Source organism: Ruegeria sp. THAF33 (genome assembly GCF_009363615.1).
In the GTDB taxonomy this organism is placed as follows: Bacteria; Pseudomonadota; Alphaproteobacteria; order Rhodobacterales; family Rhodobacteraceae; genus Ruegeria.
The window spans coordinates 1,598,561-1,616,219 of the sequence record NZ_CP045384.1; the positions used below are offsets into that span (position 1 = coordinate 1,598,561).

General features: G+C 58.3%; 16 protein-coding genes and 1 tRNA gene. 6 read left to right on the forward strand and 11 right to left on the reverse strand.

Annotated elements, in window-relative coordinates; all coding sequences use genetic code 11:
- Window positions 1-17: 17 nt before the first annotated feature.
- Window positions 18-443, forward strand: coding sequence for a VOC family protein (locus tag FIU92_RS08025; protein WP_152458075.1), 426 nt, complete (start codon window positions 18-20; stop codon window positions 441-443).
- Window positions 444-488: 45 nt separating this feature from the next.
- Here the strand turns inward: FIU92_RS08025 and FIU92_RS08030 are convergent, their stop codons facing one another.
- Complete coding sequence (locus tag FIU92_RS08030) at window positions 489-1,154, reverse strand: alpha/beta hydrolase (protein WP_152458076.1); 666 nt, start codon at window positions 1,152-1,154, stop codon at window positions 489-491.
- Entirely contained in the window at window positions 1,151-1,783 is a 633-nt protein-coding gene (locus tag FIU92_RS08035; RefSeq protein ID WP_152458077.1) for a DNA-3-methyladenine glycosylase, read from the reverse strand. The genes FIU92_RS08030 and FIU92_RS08035 overlap by 4 nt, the downstream gene beginning before the upstream one ends.
- A 97-nt stretch (window positions 1,784-1,880) precedes the next feature.
- Here FIU92_RS08035 and FIU92_RS08040 point away from each other — a divergent pair, with 97 nt between their 5' ends.
- Window positions 1,881-3,107, forward strand: a complete 1,227-nt coding sequence (locus FIU92_RS08040) for an MFS transporter (RefSeq protein WP_152458078.1) — start codon at window positions 1,881-1,883, stop codon at window positions 3,105-3,107.
- Here the strand turns inward: FIU92_RS08040 and FIU92_RS08045 are convergent, their stop codons facing one another.
- The 3 genes from FIU92_RS08045 to cysS are packed head-to-tail and all read right to left on the reverse strand — an operon-like array spanning window position 3,108 to window position 6,918.
- On the reverse strand, window positions 3,108-3,884 hold the full coding sequence (locus FIU92_RS08045; RefSeq protein WP_152459858.1) for a squalene/phytoene synthase family protein: 777 nt from the start codon (window positions 3,882-3,884) through the stop codon (window positions 3,108-3,110).
- Between the two features lie 2 nt (window positions 3,885-3,886).
- The gene (gene cimA / locus FIU92_RS08050; RefSeq protein WP_152458079.1) at window positions 3,887-5,521 is read right to left on the reverse strand and encodes a citramalate synthase; all 1,635 of its coding nucleotides are present in this window, start codon (window positions 5,519-5,521) and stop codon (window positions 3,887-3,889) included.
- The gene (cysS, locus tag FIU92_RS08055; protein WP_152458080.1) at window positions 5,521-6,918 is read right to left on the reverse strand and encodes a cysteine--tRNA ligase; all 1,398 of its coding nucleotides are present in this window, start codon (window positions 6,916-6,918) and stop codon (window positions 5,521-5,523) included. The genes cimA and cysS overlap by 1 nt, the downstream gene beginning before the upstream one ends.
- A gap of 218 nt (window positions 6,919-7,136) precedes the next feature.
- Between cysS and FIU92_RS08060 the strand changes: the two genes are divergently transcribed.
- Window positions 7,137-7,481 (forward strand): MmcQ/YjbR family DNA-binding protein, encoded by a 345-nt coding sequence (locus FIU92_RS08060; RefSeq protein WP_152458081.1) that lies wholly within the window; start codon window positions 7,137-7,139, stop codon window positions 7,479-7,481.
- 56 nt (window positions 7,482-7,537) lie between these two features.
- Window positions 7,538-8,725 (forward strand): pyridoxal phosphate-dependent aminotransferase, encoded by a 1,188-nt coding sequence (locus FIU92_RS08065; RefSeq protein ID WP_152458082.1) that lies wholly within the window; start codon window positions 7,538-7,540, stop codon window positions 8,723-8,725.
- A gap of 8 nt (window positions 8,726-8,733) precedes the next feature.
- On the opposite strand, the gene FIU92_RS08070 is transcribed toward FIU92_RS08065, so the two are convergent.
- Window positions 8,734-9,264 carry an outer membrane protein gene (locus FIU92_RS08070; protein ID WP_254705366.1) on the reverse strand — a complete coding sequence of 177 codons (531 nt, stop codon included), beginning with the start codon at window positions 9,262-9,264 and terminating at the stop codon, window positions 8,734-8,736.
- 401 nt (window positions 9,265-9,665) lie between these two features.
- Here FIU92_RS08070 and FIU92_RS08075 point away from each other — a divergent pair, with 401 nt between their 5' ends.
- Window positions 9,666-11,210 carry a trimethylamine methyltransferase family protein gene (locus tag FIU92_RS08075; protein WP_152458083.1) on the forward strand — a complete coding sequence of 515 codons (1,545 nt, stop codon included), beginning with the start codon at window positions 9,666-9,668 and terminating at the stop codon, window positions 11,208-11,210.
- 46 nt (window positions 11,211-11,256) lie between these two features.
- Here the strand turns inward: FIU92_RS08075 and FIU92_RS08080 are convergent, their stop codons facing one another.
- The 3 genes from FIU92_RS08080 to FIU92_RS08090 all read right to left on the reverse strand — a co-directional run bounded on the left by FIU92_RS08080 (window position 11,257) and on the right by FIU92_RS08090 (window position 16,081).
- On the reverse strand, window positions 11,257-11,502 hold the full coding sequence (locus FIU92_RS08080) for a hypothetical protein (RefSeq protein WP_117868858.1): 246 nt from the start codon (window positions 11,500-11,502) through the stop codon (window positions 11,257-11,259).
- 548 nt (window positions 11,503-12,050) lie between these two features.
- On the reverse strand, window positions 12,051-12,239 hold the full coding sequence (locus tag FIU92_RS08085) for a hypothetical protein (RefSeq protein WP_152458084.1): 189 nt from the start codon (window positions 12,237-12,239) through the stop codon (window positions 12,051-12,053).
- Window positions 12,240-12,460: 221 nt separating this feature from the next.
- Window positions 12,461-16,081, reverse strand: a complete 3,621-nt coding sequence (locus FIU92_RS08090; RefSeq protein WP_152458085.1) for a vitamin B12-dependent ribonucleotide reductase — start codon at window positions 16,079-16,081, stop codon at window positions 12,461-12,463.
- 446 nt (window positions 16,082-16,527) lie between these two features.
- On the opposite strand from FIU92_RS08090, the gene FIU92_RS08095 reads away from it, so the two are divergent.
- Entirely contained in the window at window positions 16,528-17,058 is a 531-nt protein-coding gene (locus tag FIU92_RS08095; protein WP_254705367.1) for a hypothetical protein, read from the forward strand.
- Between the two features lie 11 nt (window positions 17,059-17,069).
- Here FIU92_RS08095 and FIU92_RS08100 read toward each other — a convergent pair.
- Window positions 17,070-17,146 (reverse strand) — tRNA-Pro (locus FIU92_RS08100).
- A 43-nt stretch (window positions 17,147-17,189) separates the two neighbouring features.
- The gene (locus tag FIU92_RS08105; RefSeq protein ID WP_152458086.1) at window positions 17,190-17,657 is read right to left on the reverse strand and encodes a DUF192 domain-containing protein; all 468 of its coding nucleotides are present in this window, start codon (window positions 17,655-17,657) and stop codon (window positions 17,190-17,192) included.
- Between the last annotated feature and the right edge of the window lie 2 nt (window positions 17,658-17,659).

Consider the following 17,659-nt stretch of genomic DNA (forward strand, 5'->3'; position numbering starts at 1 on the left):
TCTGCTAAACTGGGGGAATGAAGAAAACGCCTGACATCCCTGCCCCTTCGGCCATTCTGGAAGCGGCGCTCTATGTTGATGATCTGGACGCGGCAGAACAGTTTTACGGCGAAGTTCTTGGGCTCGAACGCATACAACGTGTCGCCGACCGCCATCTTTTCTATCGCATCGGCGGATCGGTCCTGCTGGTTTTCAATCCCGATCAGACCGAACAACCGCCGCTCGACCCCGGCATGCCGGTTCCGCCCCACGGCGCGCGCGGCCCCGGACATGTGTGTCTTGTGCTGTCACGAGATGAAATCGCAGTGATGCGCAAACACCTTCTGGACTGGAATATTCCGGTAGATGCCGAGTTTGACTGGCCCGGCGGCGTACGGTCCCTGTATGTGCGCGACCCGGCCGGAAACTCGGTCGAGTTCGCCGAAGGCCACTTGTGGGCTTGATCCGGTGCGGAACGCATGGGCGCTCCGCTGATCAAGTTCCAAAGACTAAAGGCTCAGCTTGTCGCGCATGAAGGCCAGCGCAACGCTCAGCCCATCCGGGGCGATACCGTGCCCGGTGCCTTTCATGACATGGGCATAGACCTCTTTGAAACCCGCAGCCTGCAAGGCTTCGGCCGCTTCCGGTAGGGACTGTGGGGGAACGACGTCATCAGCGTCGCCATGCACCAGCAAGACAGGCATCCGGCTGACGGTTTCATCCACCAGCAGATCGGGTTCCAGCAAACGGCCTGAAAAGGCTACGATCCCGGCCACGGGGTCTTCCCGTCGCGGCGCAACGTGCAGGCTCATCATGGTGCCCTGGCTGAAGCCAAACAGCACAACCTGTTCGGGCAGAACATCTTCGTCCACCATCAGCGCGTCCAAAAAGGCGTTGAAGTCCTCGACAGCCATCTCCATGCCCCGGCGGGCTTCTTCTTCGGAAGATCCATCGATCCACGGAATCGGAAACCACTGATACCCGTTGGGCATTCCGGGGATCTGCTCGGGGGCGTCGGGGGCCACGAACAACGTGTCAGGCAGGTGTTCACCCAGCGGATCGGCCAATCCCAGCAGATCGGCACCGTTTGCGCCATAGCCATGCACGAACACCACGACCGAGCGCGTGTCGCCCGAAACAGGCTCTTTCCGGAGCGCATTCAAAACCCGTGTCATCTGATCCCTTCTCTTTGTTTTGCAACCCGGTAATAGGCCCACAGCACCCGTGCCGCAACCGAACGCCAAGGCGACCAGGCCTCGGCCATTTTGCGCAGCTCCTTGTCCGTTGGACGTTCAGGCAAGTCATAGAGGATGCGCGCCGCCTCTTGCAGGGCCAGATCACCGGGCGCGATGACATCTGCGCGACCCAGTGAGAACATGGCATAGATTTCGGCTGTCCAGACACCGATACCCGGAACTTGCGTCAATATGGCGACGACATCTGCGTCAGTTGCATCGCGCAGTGCCTTGTAGTCGATACGTGCCTCGGCCAGTGCCCGCGCATATCGGATCTTCTGTCGGCTCAGCCCAACTGCCCGCAGATCATCATCCGTTGCCCACAGGATCTTGCGCGGGCCGGTCAACCTTGCATCCTGAAGCCGTTTCCAGATCGCATTGGCCGAAGCCACACTGACTTGCTGACTGACAATTGCACTCAATAATTGCGCAAACCCATCGGGGCGGCGGCGCAGCGGCAAGGGGCCGGTCTGACCCATCGCATACGCCATGCGCGGACAGGTTTTGGCCAGCCACTCGGCCCCTTCGGCCACACAGTCCGATGTTTCGATGATGCGGCCCGCGGGCATGCGGCCTCCCTGCTCTTTTGTTTCGGGCAGGTTAGGCGCATGTGACGCAGATGCAACCCGCTTGTGCCGCAAACACTTAGCCGATAACCATTCGCCCATGACGATGATTTCAACCCTTCCGGACGACCGGCAGGCCAAACGCAATGTGGCCGTACTGGTGGCTGCCCAAGCCATTCTGGGCGCGCAGATGCCGATGATGTTCATCGTCGGCGGGCTTGCAGGTCAGTCGCTGGCCTCGAACCCCTGCCTAGCGACGCTGCCGATATCCCTGATCGTTCTGGGATCGATGCTGGCAGCCACGCCGATCTCGGCCATCATGCAAAAATGGGGCCGTCGCGTGGGGTTCCTTGTCGGGGCAACGGCCGGTGCACTGGGCGGATTGATCGGAGCTTATGGCCTGTTCCTTGGTTCATTCCCCATCTTTCTTGTCGGCAGCCTGCTGACCGGCATCTATATGAGCGCACACGGGTTCTATCGCTTTGCAGCAGCAGACACCGCGTCAGACGATTACCGCCCAAAGGCGATTTCATACGTGATGGCCGGCGGGCTGGCAGCCGCCATCATCGGGCCTCAGATCGTGAAGCTTACGTCTGAAGCATACGTCATCCCTTTTCTGGGAACATATATGGCCGTAATCGGCATCAACGTTCTGGGCTCGGCGCTGTTCTTCTTTCTCGACATTCCGACACCTGCGAAACCTGCGGCCGATGAACCCAAGGGGCGATCACGGATCGAGTTGCTGAAAACACCCCGCATCGCCGTCGCGATCATCTGTGCCATGGTGTCTTATGCGTTGATGAATCTAGTCATGACCTCGACGCCGCTTGCCGTTGTCGGATGTGGATTTTCTGCCAATGACGCGGCGGATATCGTGACAAGTCACGTGCTGGCAATGTATGTCCCCAGCTTCTTCACCGGGCACCTGATCGCCCGGTTTGGCGTTGAAAAGATCGTCGCTCTGGGCTTGGCCATACTTGCCGCATCAGGGGTGGTTGCGCTGCAAGGCGTTGAATTGGGGAACTTTTTTGTCGCCCTTGTTCTTCTGGGCATTGGTTGGAATTTCGGCTTCATCGGCGCGACCACGATGCTGGCCGCGTCGCATGAACCGCAAGAGCGCGGGCGGATGCAGGGCCTCAATGACCTGTTGGTGTTTGGCGGTGTGACATTGGCATCTCTGGCCTCGGGCGGGTTGATGAACTGCTCGGGCGGATCCGCGATCGAGGGGTGGAACGCCGTCAACCTGGCCATGATCCCCTTGCTGACACTGGCAGGTGGCGCATTGCTGTGGCTGGTTCTGCGCCCGGCCGATCCCGAAAGGGTCTGATCACCAGCGCCCGCTGCCGACGGTCCACATCAGCGACAGTCGCTGACGCATTTCGCCTGGTTCAAGCGTTCCGGCCGCCACCCGCTCGGGTTGGGCGATGGCCTGCTTCAGCACTCGTTCCGCCAACCAACCTGCATACAGCGCGGGGCGCGCCTCTGGTGCGATGTCGCCCCGGTTTGATCGCGCCTTGCGCAATCGGTCCAAAGCGGATTGGGCCAGTTTCTGAACGCCGCCCGTCGTACCATCAAGCAAAGGTATGCGCCCCCGCTTTTCCAGTTCGGGAATGGCGCGGAACCAATTTGCCACACCGACCCCGTACCCGAAATCGCGCAACACGCTTTCATCCGCCACAGCCAGCGCCTGTGCAGAGGCGACGAAAAGAGATCCGGAACTGTGGTTGATATAGGCGTCAAAGTGCTCCTGATCCTCGAACGGATCCCGGTATATATCCCAACGTCTTACGGCAACAAATTCATCCAGTACGCCTGCCAGATGCGGAGACAGGACCCGCGACAGAGGCGTCACCACCTCGTGCCGCCGAACAGCGGCCCCTTCTGCAATCTCCTGCAACGCGTCGCGCCACCATTGCAGCCGCATTTCGGCAATCATGGCCTCTTGCGTCACCCATGGCGCGCGGGCGACTTCGACATTCAACGCATAGATCGGAAACAAAACCACGCGAGCCGCGACCGGAGCAGCCATCGTCGCGCGGAACCGGTCAGGATCCGCTCGCTGAACCAGCGCGGCGCAGGCTTTGACATCATCGTCGAAGGTCACACTCACTCGGCTGCTGCCTTTTGCGGATCGCAATCACGGACCAGTTTCCACTGGATCGCATCCAGCAGCGCCTCAAAGGACGCATCAACTATGTTCGCACTGACACCCACCGTCGACCAGCGCCGCCCCTGGCCGTCTTCGCTGTCGATGATGACGCGGGTCACCGCTTCGGTCCCGCCCTGGGTGATACGGACCTTGAAATCGACAAGTCGCATATCTGACAAAACCTGCGAATACTGGCCCAAATCCTTCGCCAGAGCCTTGGCCAGCGCGTTCACAGGCCCCCTGTCGTTTCCGGAGTCGTCCATGGACTCGCTAACCGACAATTTCTTTTCACCGTCCACTTTGACCACGACGACAGCTTCGGACAGGCTGACCATCTTGTTGTATTTGTTCTTCCGACGCTCAACAGTGACCTTGTAGCGCTTGACCTCGAAGAACTCAGGCAATTGCCCCATTTCATCCCGCGCCAACAGTTCGAAGCTGGCCTGCGCGGTGTCGTAGGAATACCCAACCGCTTCACGATCCTTGATCCGCTCTAGGATGCGGCCCAATGCGGGATCACCGGCTTTGACGCTCAGCCCCGCCTCGGTCAGGCGTTTGCGCAGGTTCGACTGACCTGCCTGGTTCGACATCGGAATGATACGTTCATTGCCTATGCTCGCCGGGTCCACATGTTCGTAAGTCGATGGGTCCTTCAGGATCGCGCTGGCGTGCAACCCCGCCTTATGCGCAAAAGCCGACGCGCCCACATACGCCGCCTGCTTGCTGGGAACCCGGTTCAAAACATCGTCCAACATGCGGCTGATGCGGGTCAGCCCGGCCAGCGCATCAAGGCTGACGCCGGTTTCGAACTGCGAGGCGTAGGGTTCTTTCAGCAGTAATGTCGGGATCAGCGCCGTCAGGTTTGCGTTTCCGCAGCGTTCCCCCAGACCATTCAGCGTTCCCTGAATTTGCCGTGCACCTGCTTCGACCGCCGCCAGAGAACAGGCCACCGCGTTCTCGGTATCGTTATGGGTGTGAATACCCAACCGTTCACCCGGCAGACCGGCCGAGATCACTTCGGACACGATCCGTCCGACCTCGGACGGCAACGCGCCACCATTGGTATCACACAGCACAACCCATCGCGCGCCCGCTTCCAGCGCGGCCCGGCAAACTTGTGTCGCGTATTCCGGGTTGTCCTTGTACCCGTCAAAGAAGTGTTCGGCATCGAACAGCGCCTCGCGCCCTTGCGCCACGATATGCGCGACCGAAGCACGAACGTTTTCCGTGTTCTCTTCAAGCGAAATGCCAAGCGCATGGGTCACGTGATAATCATGCGACTTGCCAACCAGACAAACGGCCTGCGTTCCCGCATTCATCACCGCAGCCAGCACATCGTCATTCTCGGCCGAGCGCCCCGCCCGCTTGGTCATGCCAAAGGCCGTCAACCGGGCCGAAGTCTTTGGCGCCGCCTCGAAAAACGCGCTATCGGTCGGGTTCGCTCCGGGCCAGCCGCCTTCGATGTAATCCACCCCCAATGCGTCCAGCGCCTGTGCGATCTGCACTTTTTCAGCGGTCGAAAACTGCACGCCTTGGGTTTGCTGCCCGTCACGCAGGGTCGTGTCATAAAGATAGAGGCGTTCTCTGGTCATCAGACCTCCTCCAGCTTGGCGGCATCAAAACCGGCGCCCGGCACCAGTTCAACACCTTCCTTGCTCATTCGAACCTCAAGCCCTGCCGCAATATACGCCGCCTTGAGGCGGTCGACCTCCGAGAAATCTTTGTTTTCCATTGCAGATACGCGCGCCTTTGCCAAGCGATCTGCATGGGCACTCAGGTCTATGGACGCCGTGTCCGCCCAGCCCCCCATCTGGGGCAGCAGCAAACCCAGCATTTGTGCGCTTGCCAGCAATCCCGCAGCGTTTCCATCTGACGCCAGACGGTAAAGCTCGGCCATGGCACCTGCTGTGTTCAGATCGTCACTCAGCGCTGCGATCACTTCAGGTGCCGCGCTGGCAGCGGGTTCTATGCCCGATGTCAGCGCCCGCCATTTGCGCAGCGTCGCCTCCGCCTCACGGGCTTTCTTCTCGGTCCAGTCCATCGGCTTGCGATAATGCGTCTGCAAAAAGACAAAGCGGATCACTTCGCCCGGAACGCCCTGTTCCAACAGATCATGCACGGTAAAGAAATTGCCCAGCGATTTGGACATCTTCTTGCCTTCGACCTGCAACATCTCGTTATGCAGCCAGACCCGCGCGAATTCACCCTGCGGGTGCGCGCATTTGCTCTGGGCGATCTCGTTCTCGTGGTGCGGGAACATCAGATCGTTGCCGCCACCATGGATATCAAAACTCTCGCCCAGCAACTCATAGCTCATGGCCGAGCACTCGATGTGCCAGCCCGGACGTCCCCGCCCCCATGGGCTGTCCCAGCCCGGCAGTTCATCGGTCGAGGGTTTCCACAGAACGAAATCCATCGGGTTCTTCTTGTAGGGTGCCACCTCGACCCGCGCGCCGGCGATCATGTCATCCACCGAGCGCCCCGACAGCTTGCCGTAGCTTTCTTTCCAGCTATCCACCGCGAACAGAACATGGCCTTCGGCGGCATAGGCATGACCCTTGGCGATCAGGTCTTCGATCATCGCGATCATCTGCGCGATGAACTGGGTCGCGCGCGGCATCTCGTTCGGCTCCAACGTGCCCAAAGCGCCCATATCATGCAGGTACCAGCCGATGGTCTCATCAGATCGTTCCTGCACCAATTGCTCCAGCGTGCCTTCCGCGCCCGCCTGTTTGCGGGCCAGCGCCGTGGCGTTGATCTTGTCGTCCACGTCGGTGAAATTGCGCACATAGGTCACGTGCTCTGCGCCATAGACATGGCGCAACAGACGATAAAGAACGTCGAACACGACCACCGGGCGGGCATTGCCCAGATGGGCGCGGTCATAGACAGTCGGACCACAGACATACATCCGCACGTTGTCAGGGTCGATCGGTACGAAATCTTCCTTCGTCCGCGTCCGCGTGTTGTGCAGCTTGATCGTCGTCATCGGTCGGGCTCCTAGAAAACAGCAAAGGCTTGCGCGTTGGCGCGGGCTTAGCAACTTGTCTCAGGGATGAAAACGAAAGAAACCGGCCCGCTTGATAAATCAGCAGGTAATGCAGCAGATAATGATGCAGGTCACCGGGTTCATGCCCCTCGGTTAGCACGGGAACCCCGCCAAGCCAAGCGTTGAGTTTGATCACCCGGTCCGGCAGAGTGCCCGTCATGGATCGAGACGTCATCAATTCCATCTGCAAGGAATTTCCCGGTGCAGAACTGTCAGACCCATGGGGCGGCGGTCATGACGCGTGGAAAGTTGGCGGCAAGATGTTTGCCTGTATCGGAATTGTAAATGACGGTGTTTCCGTCAAAACACCCGATGCGGAGACGGCTCAGATGCTGATTGATGCCGGTGTCGCGGTGAAAGCCCCTTATTTTCACCGCAGCTGGGTCCGCCTGCCGTTTGATGCCGAGACCGAGGAGCTACGCCATCGTTTGACGGTTTCCTATGACCTCGTACGCGCATCGCTGACAAAAAAGCTTCAGGCAACGCTGGCGCCGCGAAGCTGATTGACAAACGGCCACTGCTCTGCCCCATTCAGCGCAAAGCAACCAGGGGCGATTTCATGAGATTGTCTGAACGCATCACGCAGATCACCGGCGGCGGCAGCGATGGCTGGGACGTGTTCTATCGCGCGCGCCGGATGTTGAGTGAAGGACAAGCCGTAACCGAACTGACGATCGGTGAACATGACACCCGAACCGACCCTTCGATTCTTCGGGCGATGGAACTGTCGGCCCGCAACGGTCATACAGGTTACGCGATGGTGCCCGGCACGGACCTGCTGCGCGACACGGTCGCCGCACGGGTTCAGACCCGCACTGGCGTTCCGACCTCTCGGAACAACGTCCTGATCACCCCCGGCGGGCAAGCCGCCCTGTTCGCCGCACATATGGCTGTTTGCGATCCCGGTGATGTCGGATTGTACCTCGACCCGTACTACGCCACCTATCCCGGCACGATTCGGGGTGTTGGCGCCGTGGCCCGTGCGGTTCAAACCCCGGCCGATGACGCTTTCCAACCCCAGGCCGAGCGGATCGATGCCGCTGCTGAAGGCGCGGTTTCGCTGTTGATCAACACGCCGAACAATCCGACCGGCGTGGTCTATTCCCGTCAATCGCTCGAGGCGGTCGCTGACGTGTGCAGGCGGCGCGATCTCTGGCTGATCTCGGATGAGGTATACGACACGCAGGTCTGGGACGGTGAACATCTTTCTCCGCGTGCACTGCCCGGCATGGCAGAGCGAACGCTTGTGGTTGGATCCATGTCCAAGTCCCACGCCATGACCGGGTCGCGATGTGGATGGGTCGTCGGCCCACAGGAGGTCATCGCCCATCTGATCAATCTGGCGACCCACACCACCTACGGCGTTCCCGGGTTCGTACAGGACGCGTCGAGTTTTGCGCTGACCGCGGGTGTAGAACTTGAAGAAAAAATCGCCGCTCCGTTCCGCCGCCGCCGTGCCTTGGCCATGGATATTCTGGCCTCGCAAAACATCGTCGGCCTCGTCCCTGCGCAGGGCGCCATGTATCTGATGCTGGATATCCGCGCGACCGGGATGTCGGGGGACGCGTTTGCCAACGCGCTGCTGGACGCACACAAAATTGCCGTCATGCCCGGCGAAAGCTTCGGCAAGGCCGCTGCCGGGCACATACGGGTGGCCATGACCGTGGCCGATGAACGCTTTGCGGTTGCGCTGAAAACGCTGTGCGAATTCGCGTCGCATCTTGCGAGGAAGCACGCAGCTGAATAAGCCTGTTGTCAGAAACGAAACGTTGTACGCAGGTTGAAGACGTTGGAATCCAGACCACCGGTGGATCGGGTGACATCATCGAAGTCTTGCCGCAGCGCCTCACCGCTGATGACAAAATTCTCGCCAATCGGATAAGCGATGCCGATCCCGTAAACAGCGGCGGTATCGCTGTCGACGGATGTTTCGGCCCGTGCCGCACCAACGACGACATACCCCAGCGCGCTGCCGAAATCGTACCCGCCACGCAGTTTCAATCGGGTCATGCTGTCCAGACTGCCCTGAGACTGGCTGAGATTCAGGGAAAGGCGGTTGTATTCAAGTTCACCGCCCAGAACGAAAGCCCCGAAATCCTGATCATAGCCTACATGCGCACCAAAGGCGGTGTCGTCCCCGCTTGATCCACCCGGTCCATCCGCATCCGCGTACCCAAAGCTGAGCCCAACGTAACCGCCTGTCCAATCCTCTGCCAAAACCTGGCCGGCGCTGGCCGTCAGAGCCACGACAATCAGGACAGAAAAAAGTTCAAAAGTCTGTTTCAACGCGATTTCACTCGGGCTTCAGATCATGTGTTAACTTATAATTCAACTGGGATCGCTTTTGTCAGAGTTCAATTCCTTGCACGCAAAGCTCAAGAGTAAGTGAATGCAGTATAACAGATTTCTGTCCTCGGGGGAGAAAATCTGCCTTAGAATTCCGTCAGAGGTTTGTTGGGCAGATATTTGCTGAAGTAAATTCCGTTGAGGTCGCAAACAGAACAGATTGCGTCGCCGTGTTTTGGAATTGTTGCGCCAAACGTATAGAGGCGGAATGACTGACCACGACTGGAAAATCAGCCTGATCAGCCGCACCATTGGTGCGGACCGGGGGCGTGCAGCGAGAGGGCGGCCGTAAGCGGCCACTTGCCAGTTCCCCAAACATCTCTCACAGATCGGAAAAAGAAATGAACGACCAATCCCGCAACACATCGCGCAGCGGCGGTCGCGCTGCGCGTCGCGCTGCCCGTGCAACCGCATTGCCTGAACATCTGCGCCCCGTGCGCCCCGGTATGGAAGGCGGTGTCCTGAATGTCCTGACCCAGGCACAGATCGAACTTATCCACGAGGCCGCCCTGATCGCATTGGAAACCATTGGTCTGGCGGACGCGCCGCAAAGCGGGATCGACTATCTGGTTGGTGCAGGCTGCATTTTGGGCGACGATGGCCGCATCCGCTTTCCCCGTGCGCTTGTCGAAGACACGATCGCAAAGGCGAACCGCAATGTCACTTTGTACAGCCGTGACGGAAAAACCGATCTGGACCTGACAGGTACAAAAGTACATTACGGCACGGCTGGTGCAGCCGTTTCCATGGTCGACGTGCATGGTCGCGAGTATCGCGATTCAACCGTTCAGGATTTGCACGATGCCGCACGTATCTGCCAACAGCTTGACAATATTCATTTTGTTCAGCGCCCCATGGTCTGTCGCGACATCGCGGACAACCTGGAAATGGACCTGAACACGATCTACGCCAGCTGTTCAGGAACATTCAAACACGTCGGCACATCCTTCACGGAACCCAGCCATGTCGCCCCAGCGATGGAGATGATCTACATGATCGCGGGCGGCGAAGACAAATATCGCGAGCGACCATTCGTGTCGAACTCGAACTGCTTCGTCGTCCCGCCGATGAAATTCGCCACTGAAAGCTGCGAAGTGATGGAGGAATGCATCAAGGCCGGAATGCCGGTTCTGTTGCTGTCAGCCGGAATGGCCGGCGCCACCGCGCCATCAACCATCGCCGGAGCAATCACCCAGGCCACGGCGGAATGCCTTGCGGGATTGGTTTATGTAAACGCCGTAAGTCCCGGCGCGCCCGCAGTTTTTGGCACCTGGCCCTTTGGTCTTGATCTGCGGACCGGCGCAATGTCCATCGGTTCCGGTGAACAAGCCCTGCTGACGGCAGGCTGCGCCCAGATGCACCGCTTCTACGATTTGCCGGGGGGCGCGGCGGCCGGTGCATCAGATTCGAAGCTGCCCGACATGCAGGCCGGGTGGGAACAGATGTGCTCGAACGTGATGGCGGGGCTGTCCGGTCTGAACATGGTTTATGAAGCCGCTGGCATGCACGCCTCGCTGCTGGGGTTCTGCTTTGAAAGTCTCATCCTCAGCGACGACCTGATCGGTCAGGCTCAGCGTTGCGTGCGCGGGATCGAAGTGACCGATGAAACCCTGGCACTGGATCAGATCGCATCCGTGTGCATGGGCGGCCCCGGTCATTATCTGGGCACCGATGCGACCCTCAGCCGGATGCAGGCCGACTATGTCTATCCGACCTTTGGTGACCGCTCGTCCCCAAAGGAATGGGTGGAGCTTGGCAAGCCGGATCTGGTTGAAAAGGCAGTGGCCCGAAAGAATGAGATCCTGTCCACCCCGTCGGCGGCCCGGTTCGACCCGGTTCTGGATGCCGAAATTCGGGAAAAATTCAACATTCACTTGTCGTTATAGCATCTGAAGAAAGCGGCCCGATGCGTGTCGGGCCGCCCTTTCTTGTTTACCCGTTGCTGGGTGGAAGCAAACCTGCCTCTTGCGCAACGGCCACTTCATCAGCATCCAGCGCCCCGTCGCCATTTGCGTCCATCGCCGAAAATGTATCGGCGTCAACGTCGGGCAATACGGCCTGAATTTCTTCGATGGTCAGAACGCCATCGCCATTGGCGTCGGTTGAGGACTGCGCCGAGAGCACTCCCGGCAAGGTCAGTGCAGCAATGGAAATCCCAATCAAGTACTGCGGTTTCATTTTCGTGCCTCCTGGATAAGTTGATTTTGTCTTCGTCCGGACAGGCCCCAGAAACACCGGAACAGCCGCAGGCGTCACCCGTTTTGCGTGATTTCCGGGAAGTCGCGCCAATCTTTGCGTGTTTGCCCGAGTCGGCATTGCGACACACCGCCGGGCAAAACCTTGCCAGACCCGTTTCGGCAGAACTTGCCCGACAGGTATGGCCCGATCCGGCAAGACCGCGCTTATCCGGGCAATCAGGCGCAAAAAAGAAAGGGGGCCGAAGCCCCCTGTCAGTTTCGCCATCCAGGCTCATTTCGTTGACCGCCCGGTGTTTTTTTGCCTGCGGCCTGGACGTCGCATGGAACGAGCGCACCCGTTCCGTGAAAGAGTGGGAGGGAGCAAATATTCCGCCCCACCCTGTTCCCGGCCAACACGGGCATGTCGGCCGAGTGAAGAAAGGACATCTGGTAAGTCTTGTGTCCTTTCTCCGAATTCGTCGGGGTCGGTTACCTAGGGCAGCGTCCGACCCCTACGCCCCGGGGTGCCGGGGCGCTAATCCTACCCAACTAAGCGTTGGGGGTATCTCGCCCATCAGGTTCTTTGGCGATTCCCTTGTAGGGTTTGCCATCATCCTTGACGGGCATAAATTGGCCAGTGCGCTCGTCACGCTTTTGCCAGTTTCCATCATCACGCTGAAACTGAGTACGACCAGTCACAGCACCTCGGCGGTATCCATCTCCAGTATTCTTTGCCATTTCGCAGGCTCCTTATTCACAGGCGGTCGCGATTTCTTGTTAGTAAGTCTCGGGACAACTCTGTATTTCCAAGCACGCTATTGATCCCCAAATACCGATCTGTCTTCCTTTAATTTGTCGACCCTACTAGGGCCGGATTTGGTTTATCTCGCAGCGTGCAAACCGATTGCGAGATCAGCCGGGGATCGGTGCTCCAACACCGGTCCCCAACCTTCAATTTCTTAGCTACACCCGCTTGTCGCGCCACAGGTGTTGCATTTCATGCAGGTGCCGTTGCGCACCAGTGTGTAGTTTCCGCATTCGCCGCAGGGATCGCCCTCGTACCCCTGCATCTTGGCCTTTGTGCGGGCGTCCATGCTTGTGGCCACCGCCGTTTCGGCTGCCGATGCTTCAAAGGAAGCCGCCGGTTCAGCCATGCCGTTCACCTCGACCTGACCCGCATTGAACACAGCCAGATCTTGCGGCAAGCGCTTGCGCAGATAGCCGGTGGAGCTGATTTGTTTCAGCACTTCCAACGACTTGGACGCGGCTGTATCGCTGATTTCCGAAACATTCGAGACACCCTCGTCCTCGCCCCGACCCAAATCGTCAAAGGTTGCGCCTTCGGGTTTCACGTGGGCCAAATCGGTGCGGTCCAGATAGGACACGGCCAGTTCGCGGAAGATGTAATCCAGGATTGACGTTGCGTTCTTGATCGAGTCGTTGCCCTGCACCATCCCCGCGGGTTCGAACTTGGTGAAGGTGAAGGCGTCCACGAATTCTTCCAGCGGCACGCCGTATTGCAGACCAACCGACACGGCGATGGCAAAGTTGTTCATCATCGCACGGAAGCCGGCGCCTTCCTTGTGCATGTCGATGAAAATCTCGCCCAACTGGCCGTCTTCGAACTCACCGGTGCGCAGATAGACCTTGTGGCCACCAACGATTGCCTTCTGGGTATAGCCCTTGCGGCGATGCGGCAGTTTTTCACGATGGCTGCGGATGATTTCCTTGACCACAACCTTCTCGATCACCTTCTCGGCCAGAACGACGGCCTTTTCCTGCGCCGAGCCGCTTTCCAGCACTTCCGCCGCCTCGTCGTCATCCTCGACCAGTGCAGCTGCCAGCGGCTGCGACAGTTTCGAGCCGTCACGATAGAGCGCGTTGGCCTTCACACCCAGCGACCAGCTGAGTTCATAGGCTTTCTGACAGTCTTCGATGGTCGCGTCATTCGGCATGTTGATCGTCTTCGAGATCGCACCCGAAATGAAGCTCTGCGCCGCCGCCATCATGGTGATATGGCTTTCAACTCCAAGGAAACGCTTGCCTTTTTTTCCGCACGGGTTGGCGCAATCAAAGATCGAATAATGCTCTTCTTTCAGATGCGGCGCACCTTCCAGCGTCATGGTTCCGCAGACATGGTCGTTGGCCGCCTCGATATCCGCACGGGAAAAACCAAGATGACGCAGCAGGTCGAATGTCGGGTCATTCAGCTTAGTCGCCGGAATGCCCAGAACACCGGTGCAGAAATCCTCGCCCAGTGTCCACTGGTTGAAGACGAACCGGATATCGAACGCGCTTTCCAGAGCCGCATCCACCTTGGCCAGTTCGTTCGGGCCAAAGCCATGTCCGGTCAGCGAGGTGTGGTTGATCCCTGGCGCATTGCCGATGGTGCCGTGACCGACCGCATAGGATACGATCTCTTCGATCTGCGACGAGGAATAGCCCAGCTTTTCCAGCGCCGAAGGCACCGAGCGGTTGATGATCTTGAAATACCCGCCACCGGCCAGCTTCTTGAACTTCACCAACGCAAAGTCAGGCTCGATCCCGGTGGTGTCGCAATCCATCACCAGACCGATGGTGCCGGTGGGCGCGATCACGGTGGCCTGCGCGTTGCGATAACCGTTCTTCTCACCCAGGCTCAGCGCCTCATCCCAGGCGGACATGGCCAGATCGACCAGGCGCTTGTCCGGGCAGTTGCCGTGATCCAGCGGCACCGGTTTGACGGCCAGTTTCTCGTAGCCTTCTGTCACACCCTGCGCCGCGCGGCGGTGGTTGCGGATGACACGCAGCATATGCTCGGCGTTGCGCTCATAACCTTTGAACGGGCCAAGCTCTCCGGCAATTTCAGCCGATGTCGCATAAGCCACACCGGTCATGATCGCGGTCAGCGCGCCACAGATCGCCCGGCCTTCGTCCGAGTCATAGCTGTAGCCCATGTTCATCAGCAGACCGCCGATATTGGCATAACCCAGACCCAGTGTGCGGAAGTCATAAGACAGCTGCGCGATTTCCTTCGACGGGAACTGCGCCATGGTCACCGAGATTTCCAGCGTCAGGGTCCACAGGCGCGAGGCATGCATGTAATCCGCTGCCTGGAACTCACCATCCTTGAGGAAGGTCAGCAGGTTCATCGAGGCCAGGTTACAGGCCGTGTCATCCAGGAACATGTATTCCGAGCACGGGTTCGAACCGCGAATCTCACCATCTTCGGGGCATGTGTGCCACTCGTTGACCGTGTCATGGAACTGGATGCCCGGATCGGCACAGGCCCAGGCCGCATGGCCGACCTTTTCCCACAAATCCCGCGCCTTGACCACCTTGGCCACCTTGCCGTCGGTGCGGTTGATCAGCTCCCAATCGGCATCCTTTTCAACCGCCTTGAGGAACGCATTGGTCACGCGGATGGAATTGTTCGAGTTCTGGCCCGAAACCGAGCTGTACGCCTCCGAATCCCAGTCTGTATCATAGGTCGGGAACTCGATGCTGTCGTGGCCCTGCTTAGCATAGTCCAAAACACGCTTGATGTAAGTTTCTGGTATTGCGACCTTTTTCGCTTCACGAACCGCCTTTTTCAGCGCGTCGTTCTTGTTCGGATCATAGGCGTCATCGGCAGATCCATCCCAAGACCGGATGGCCTCGAAAATGCCGTTCAGCATTTTCTCGTGCATCTTCGATCCGGCAACGATCGAGGCCACCTTCTGTTCTTCGATCACCTTCCATTCGATGAATTGCTCGATGTCTGGGTGATCTGCATCGACGATCACCATCTTTGCTGCCCGACGGGTTGTTCCGCCTGATTTGATCGCGCCAGCGGCGCGGTCGCCGATCTTGAGAAAGCCCATGAGGCCCGAGGATTTGCCGCCGCCCGAAAGCGCCTCGCCTTCTGCACGTAGATGGCTGAAGTTGGTGCCTGTGCCGCTCCCGTATTTGAACAGGCGCGCCTCGCGCACCCACAGGTCCATGATGCCACCTTCGTTCACCAGATCATCATCGACCGACTGGATGAAGCACGCGTGCGGCTGAGGATGTTCATAGGCCGATTTCGACTTGGTCAGCTTGCCGGTCTTGTAATCGACATAGTGGTGCCCCTGCGCCGGGCCATCGATTCCATAAGCCCAGTGAAGGCCGGTGTTGAACCACTGCGGTGAGTTTGGCGCCGCACGCTGGGTCGCCAGCATATAGCGCATCTCGTCGAAATAGGCGCGCGCGTCTTCCTCGGTCGAGAAATAGCCGCCCTTCCAGCCCCAATAGGCCCAGGCGCCAGCCAGACGGTCGAACACTTGCTTCGACGATGTTTCTCCTTCGAACTCTGCGCCTTCCGCGGGAACCGATCGCCACAGAAATTCAGGAACATCCTTTTCTTTCACCTTCTTGAGCTTGGTGGGCACCCCGGCCTTGCGGAAGTACTTCTGCGCAATCACATCACTTGCAACCTGCGACCAGCTGGAAGGGACTTCGATGTCATCAAGACGAAAGACAATTGTACCGTCCGGATTTCGGATTTCAGATGTTGCCGACACAAAATTCAGTTCCGCATAGGCGTCCTGATCCGGTTTGGTGAATTTTCTTTCAATCTTCATGTCCGCAGCCCTGGTTTATTCAGCTCAATTTCAGATTCCCGACACCAAATCTTGTGTTGCAGGGTGTCGCCCACAACGCCCTGAGAAGCGTGCAAAAAGGTACTGTTCGCTGCCTTGGACAGCGCAATGCCGCTAATGCGGCCGCACGTTAATCGTTTGTGCTTATCCGACCCTCGCCCGCTGCCTTTTCTGGGATATACACCAGATGTTGTGGCAATCTCGTTGGCTCATACAATTTGACGTATGTTCCCATAGTAGGTCAACGCCCTTTTTCGGTCATTTCCCAAATCTTTTTTATTGACCTGATAGTTGCATGAGGCCTTCTGCGTGCAGGCCGCGATTCCTCCACAGCTTCATCCACGGCGAATTTCCGCCGACGTTTTGCGCTCTCAAAATGAATTCCCGTTTTTACCAGCATAGTTATCTGGATTTGATCAACCAATGGCATGCTGGTTACCTTGAAAGGGAATCAATACCGTCCGGGCAAACAGACCTGCGCCATGTGCCGAACGGTTTACCCAAGAGCGAGGGAGTTCAAACGAATGAAGTTGTTTCATTTTTTCCCGGCCATGGCCTGCATCGTTGCATGCGCACCACAAGATGTGCCCATCCCGTCACGCAGCGCACAGTTTGAATCCTTCCCGAAACGGCTGTTCGATACGTTTGAAACCAGTTGCTCGGGCCCTGGCGAGTCTTTCAAAAAAACCGGGAACCAAGTTTTTGAATGCAGCGAGTTCCTGCCCCCGAAGGCAACAGCTTTTCTGATTCTGAACTACGACGGACATCCGCAGGAACTGCCCCAAAGCGTCATGCGACTTACGTCAACAAAAACAAACGCAGGGTATCGCGTGGACGCGCGTGTTTTCTTCCACGTCCCGCAAAAAACCGGTGCGGCAGTTGAAGTTCCGGTCGAAAGTAAGGTTTTGAATCAAGCCATCGGCGAGCTCTACCAGACAATGGGTGGCTCGCCGAATTAGCTTGATGGAAGTGGTCGGGGCGGCAGGATTCGAACCTACGACCCCCTGTACCCAAAACAGGTGCGCTACCAGACTGCGCCACGCCCCGGACCGTGCGCCTTCCTAACGACGCCGATCTGATTTGAAAAGCCCTAACAGGGCCAAATTGCAGGTCCTTGCGAAAAAATTTCGTGCTTCATCTGTGTCCCGGGCCCGATGGAGTAGCGCGCGGACAATCCTGCATTGATTTCAAGCACCGCGTATACGGAGTCGCCCCCTTCAATCGGCGTAAGATCACCCGGAATCGCCCCTTCATGCACACGCGTCACCAAACCGGTGCGATCCAGAAAAACCATATCGAGCGGGATCAGTGTGTTCTTCATCCAGAAAGCAACGGGTTGCGGCGGATCAAAGACGAACAGCATACCGGATCGAGCCGGCAACGATTCGCGAAACATCAAACCGCGGGATCGCTCTTGCGGAGTGACGGCAACTTCCACGTTAAATTGCACGGTCGCACTGTCGTTTCTGAGTGTGACACGATCCGATCTGCACGCAGCAGCGGCAACCCCTGCCCACAACGTTACGAATATGGTCAAGAGAATCCGAAGCCGTTTCATCC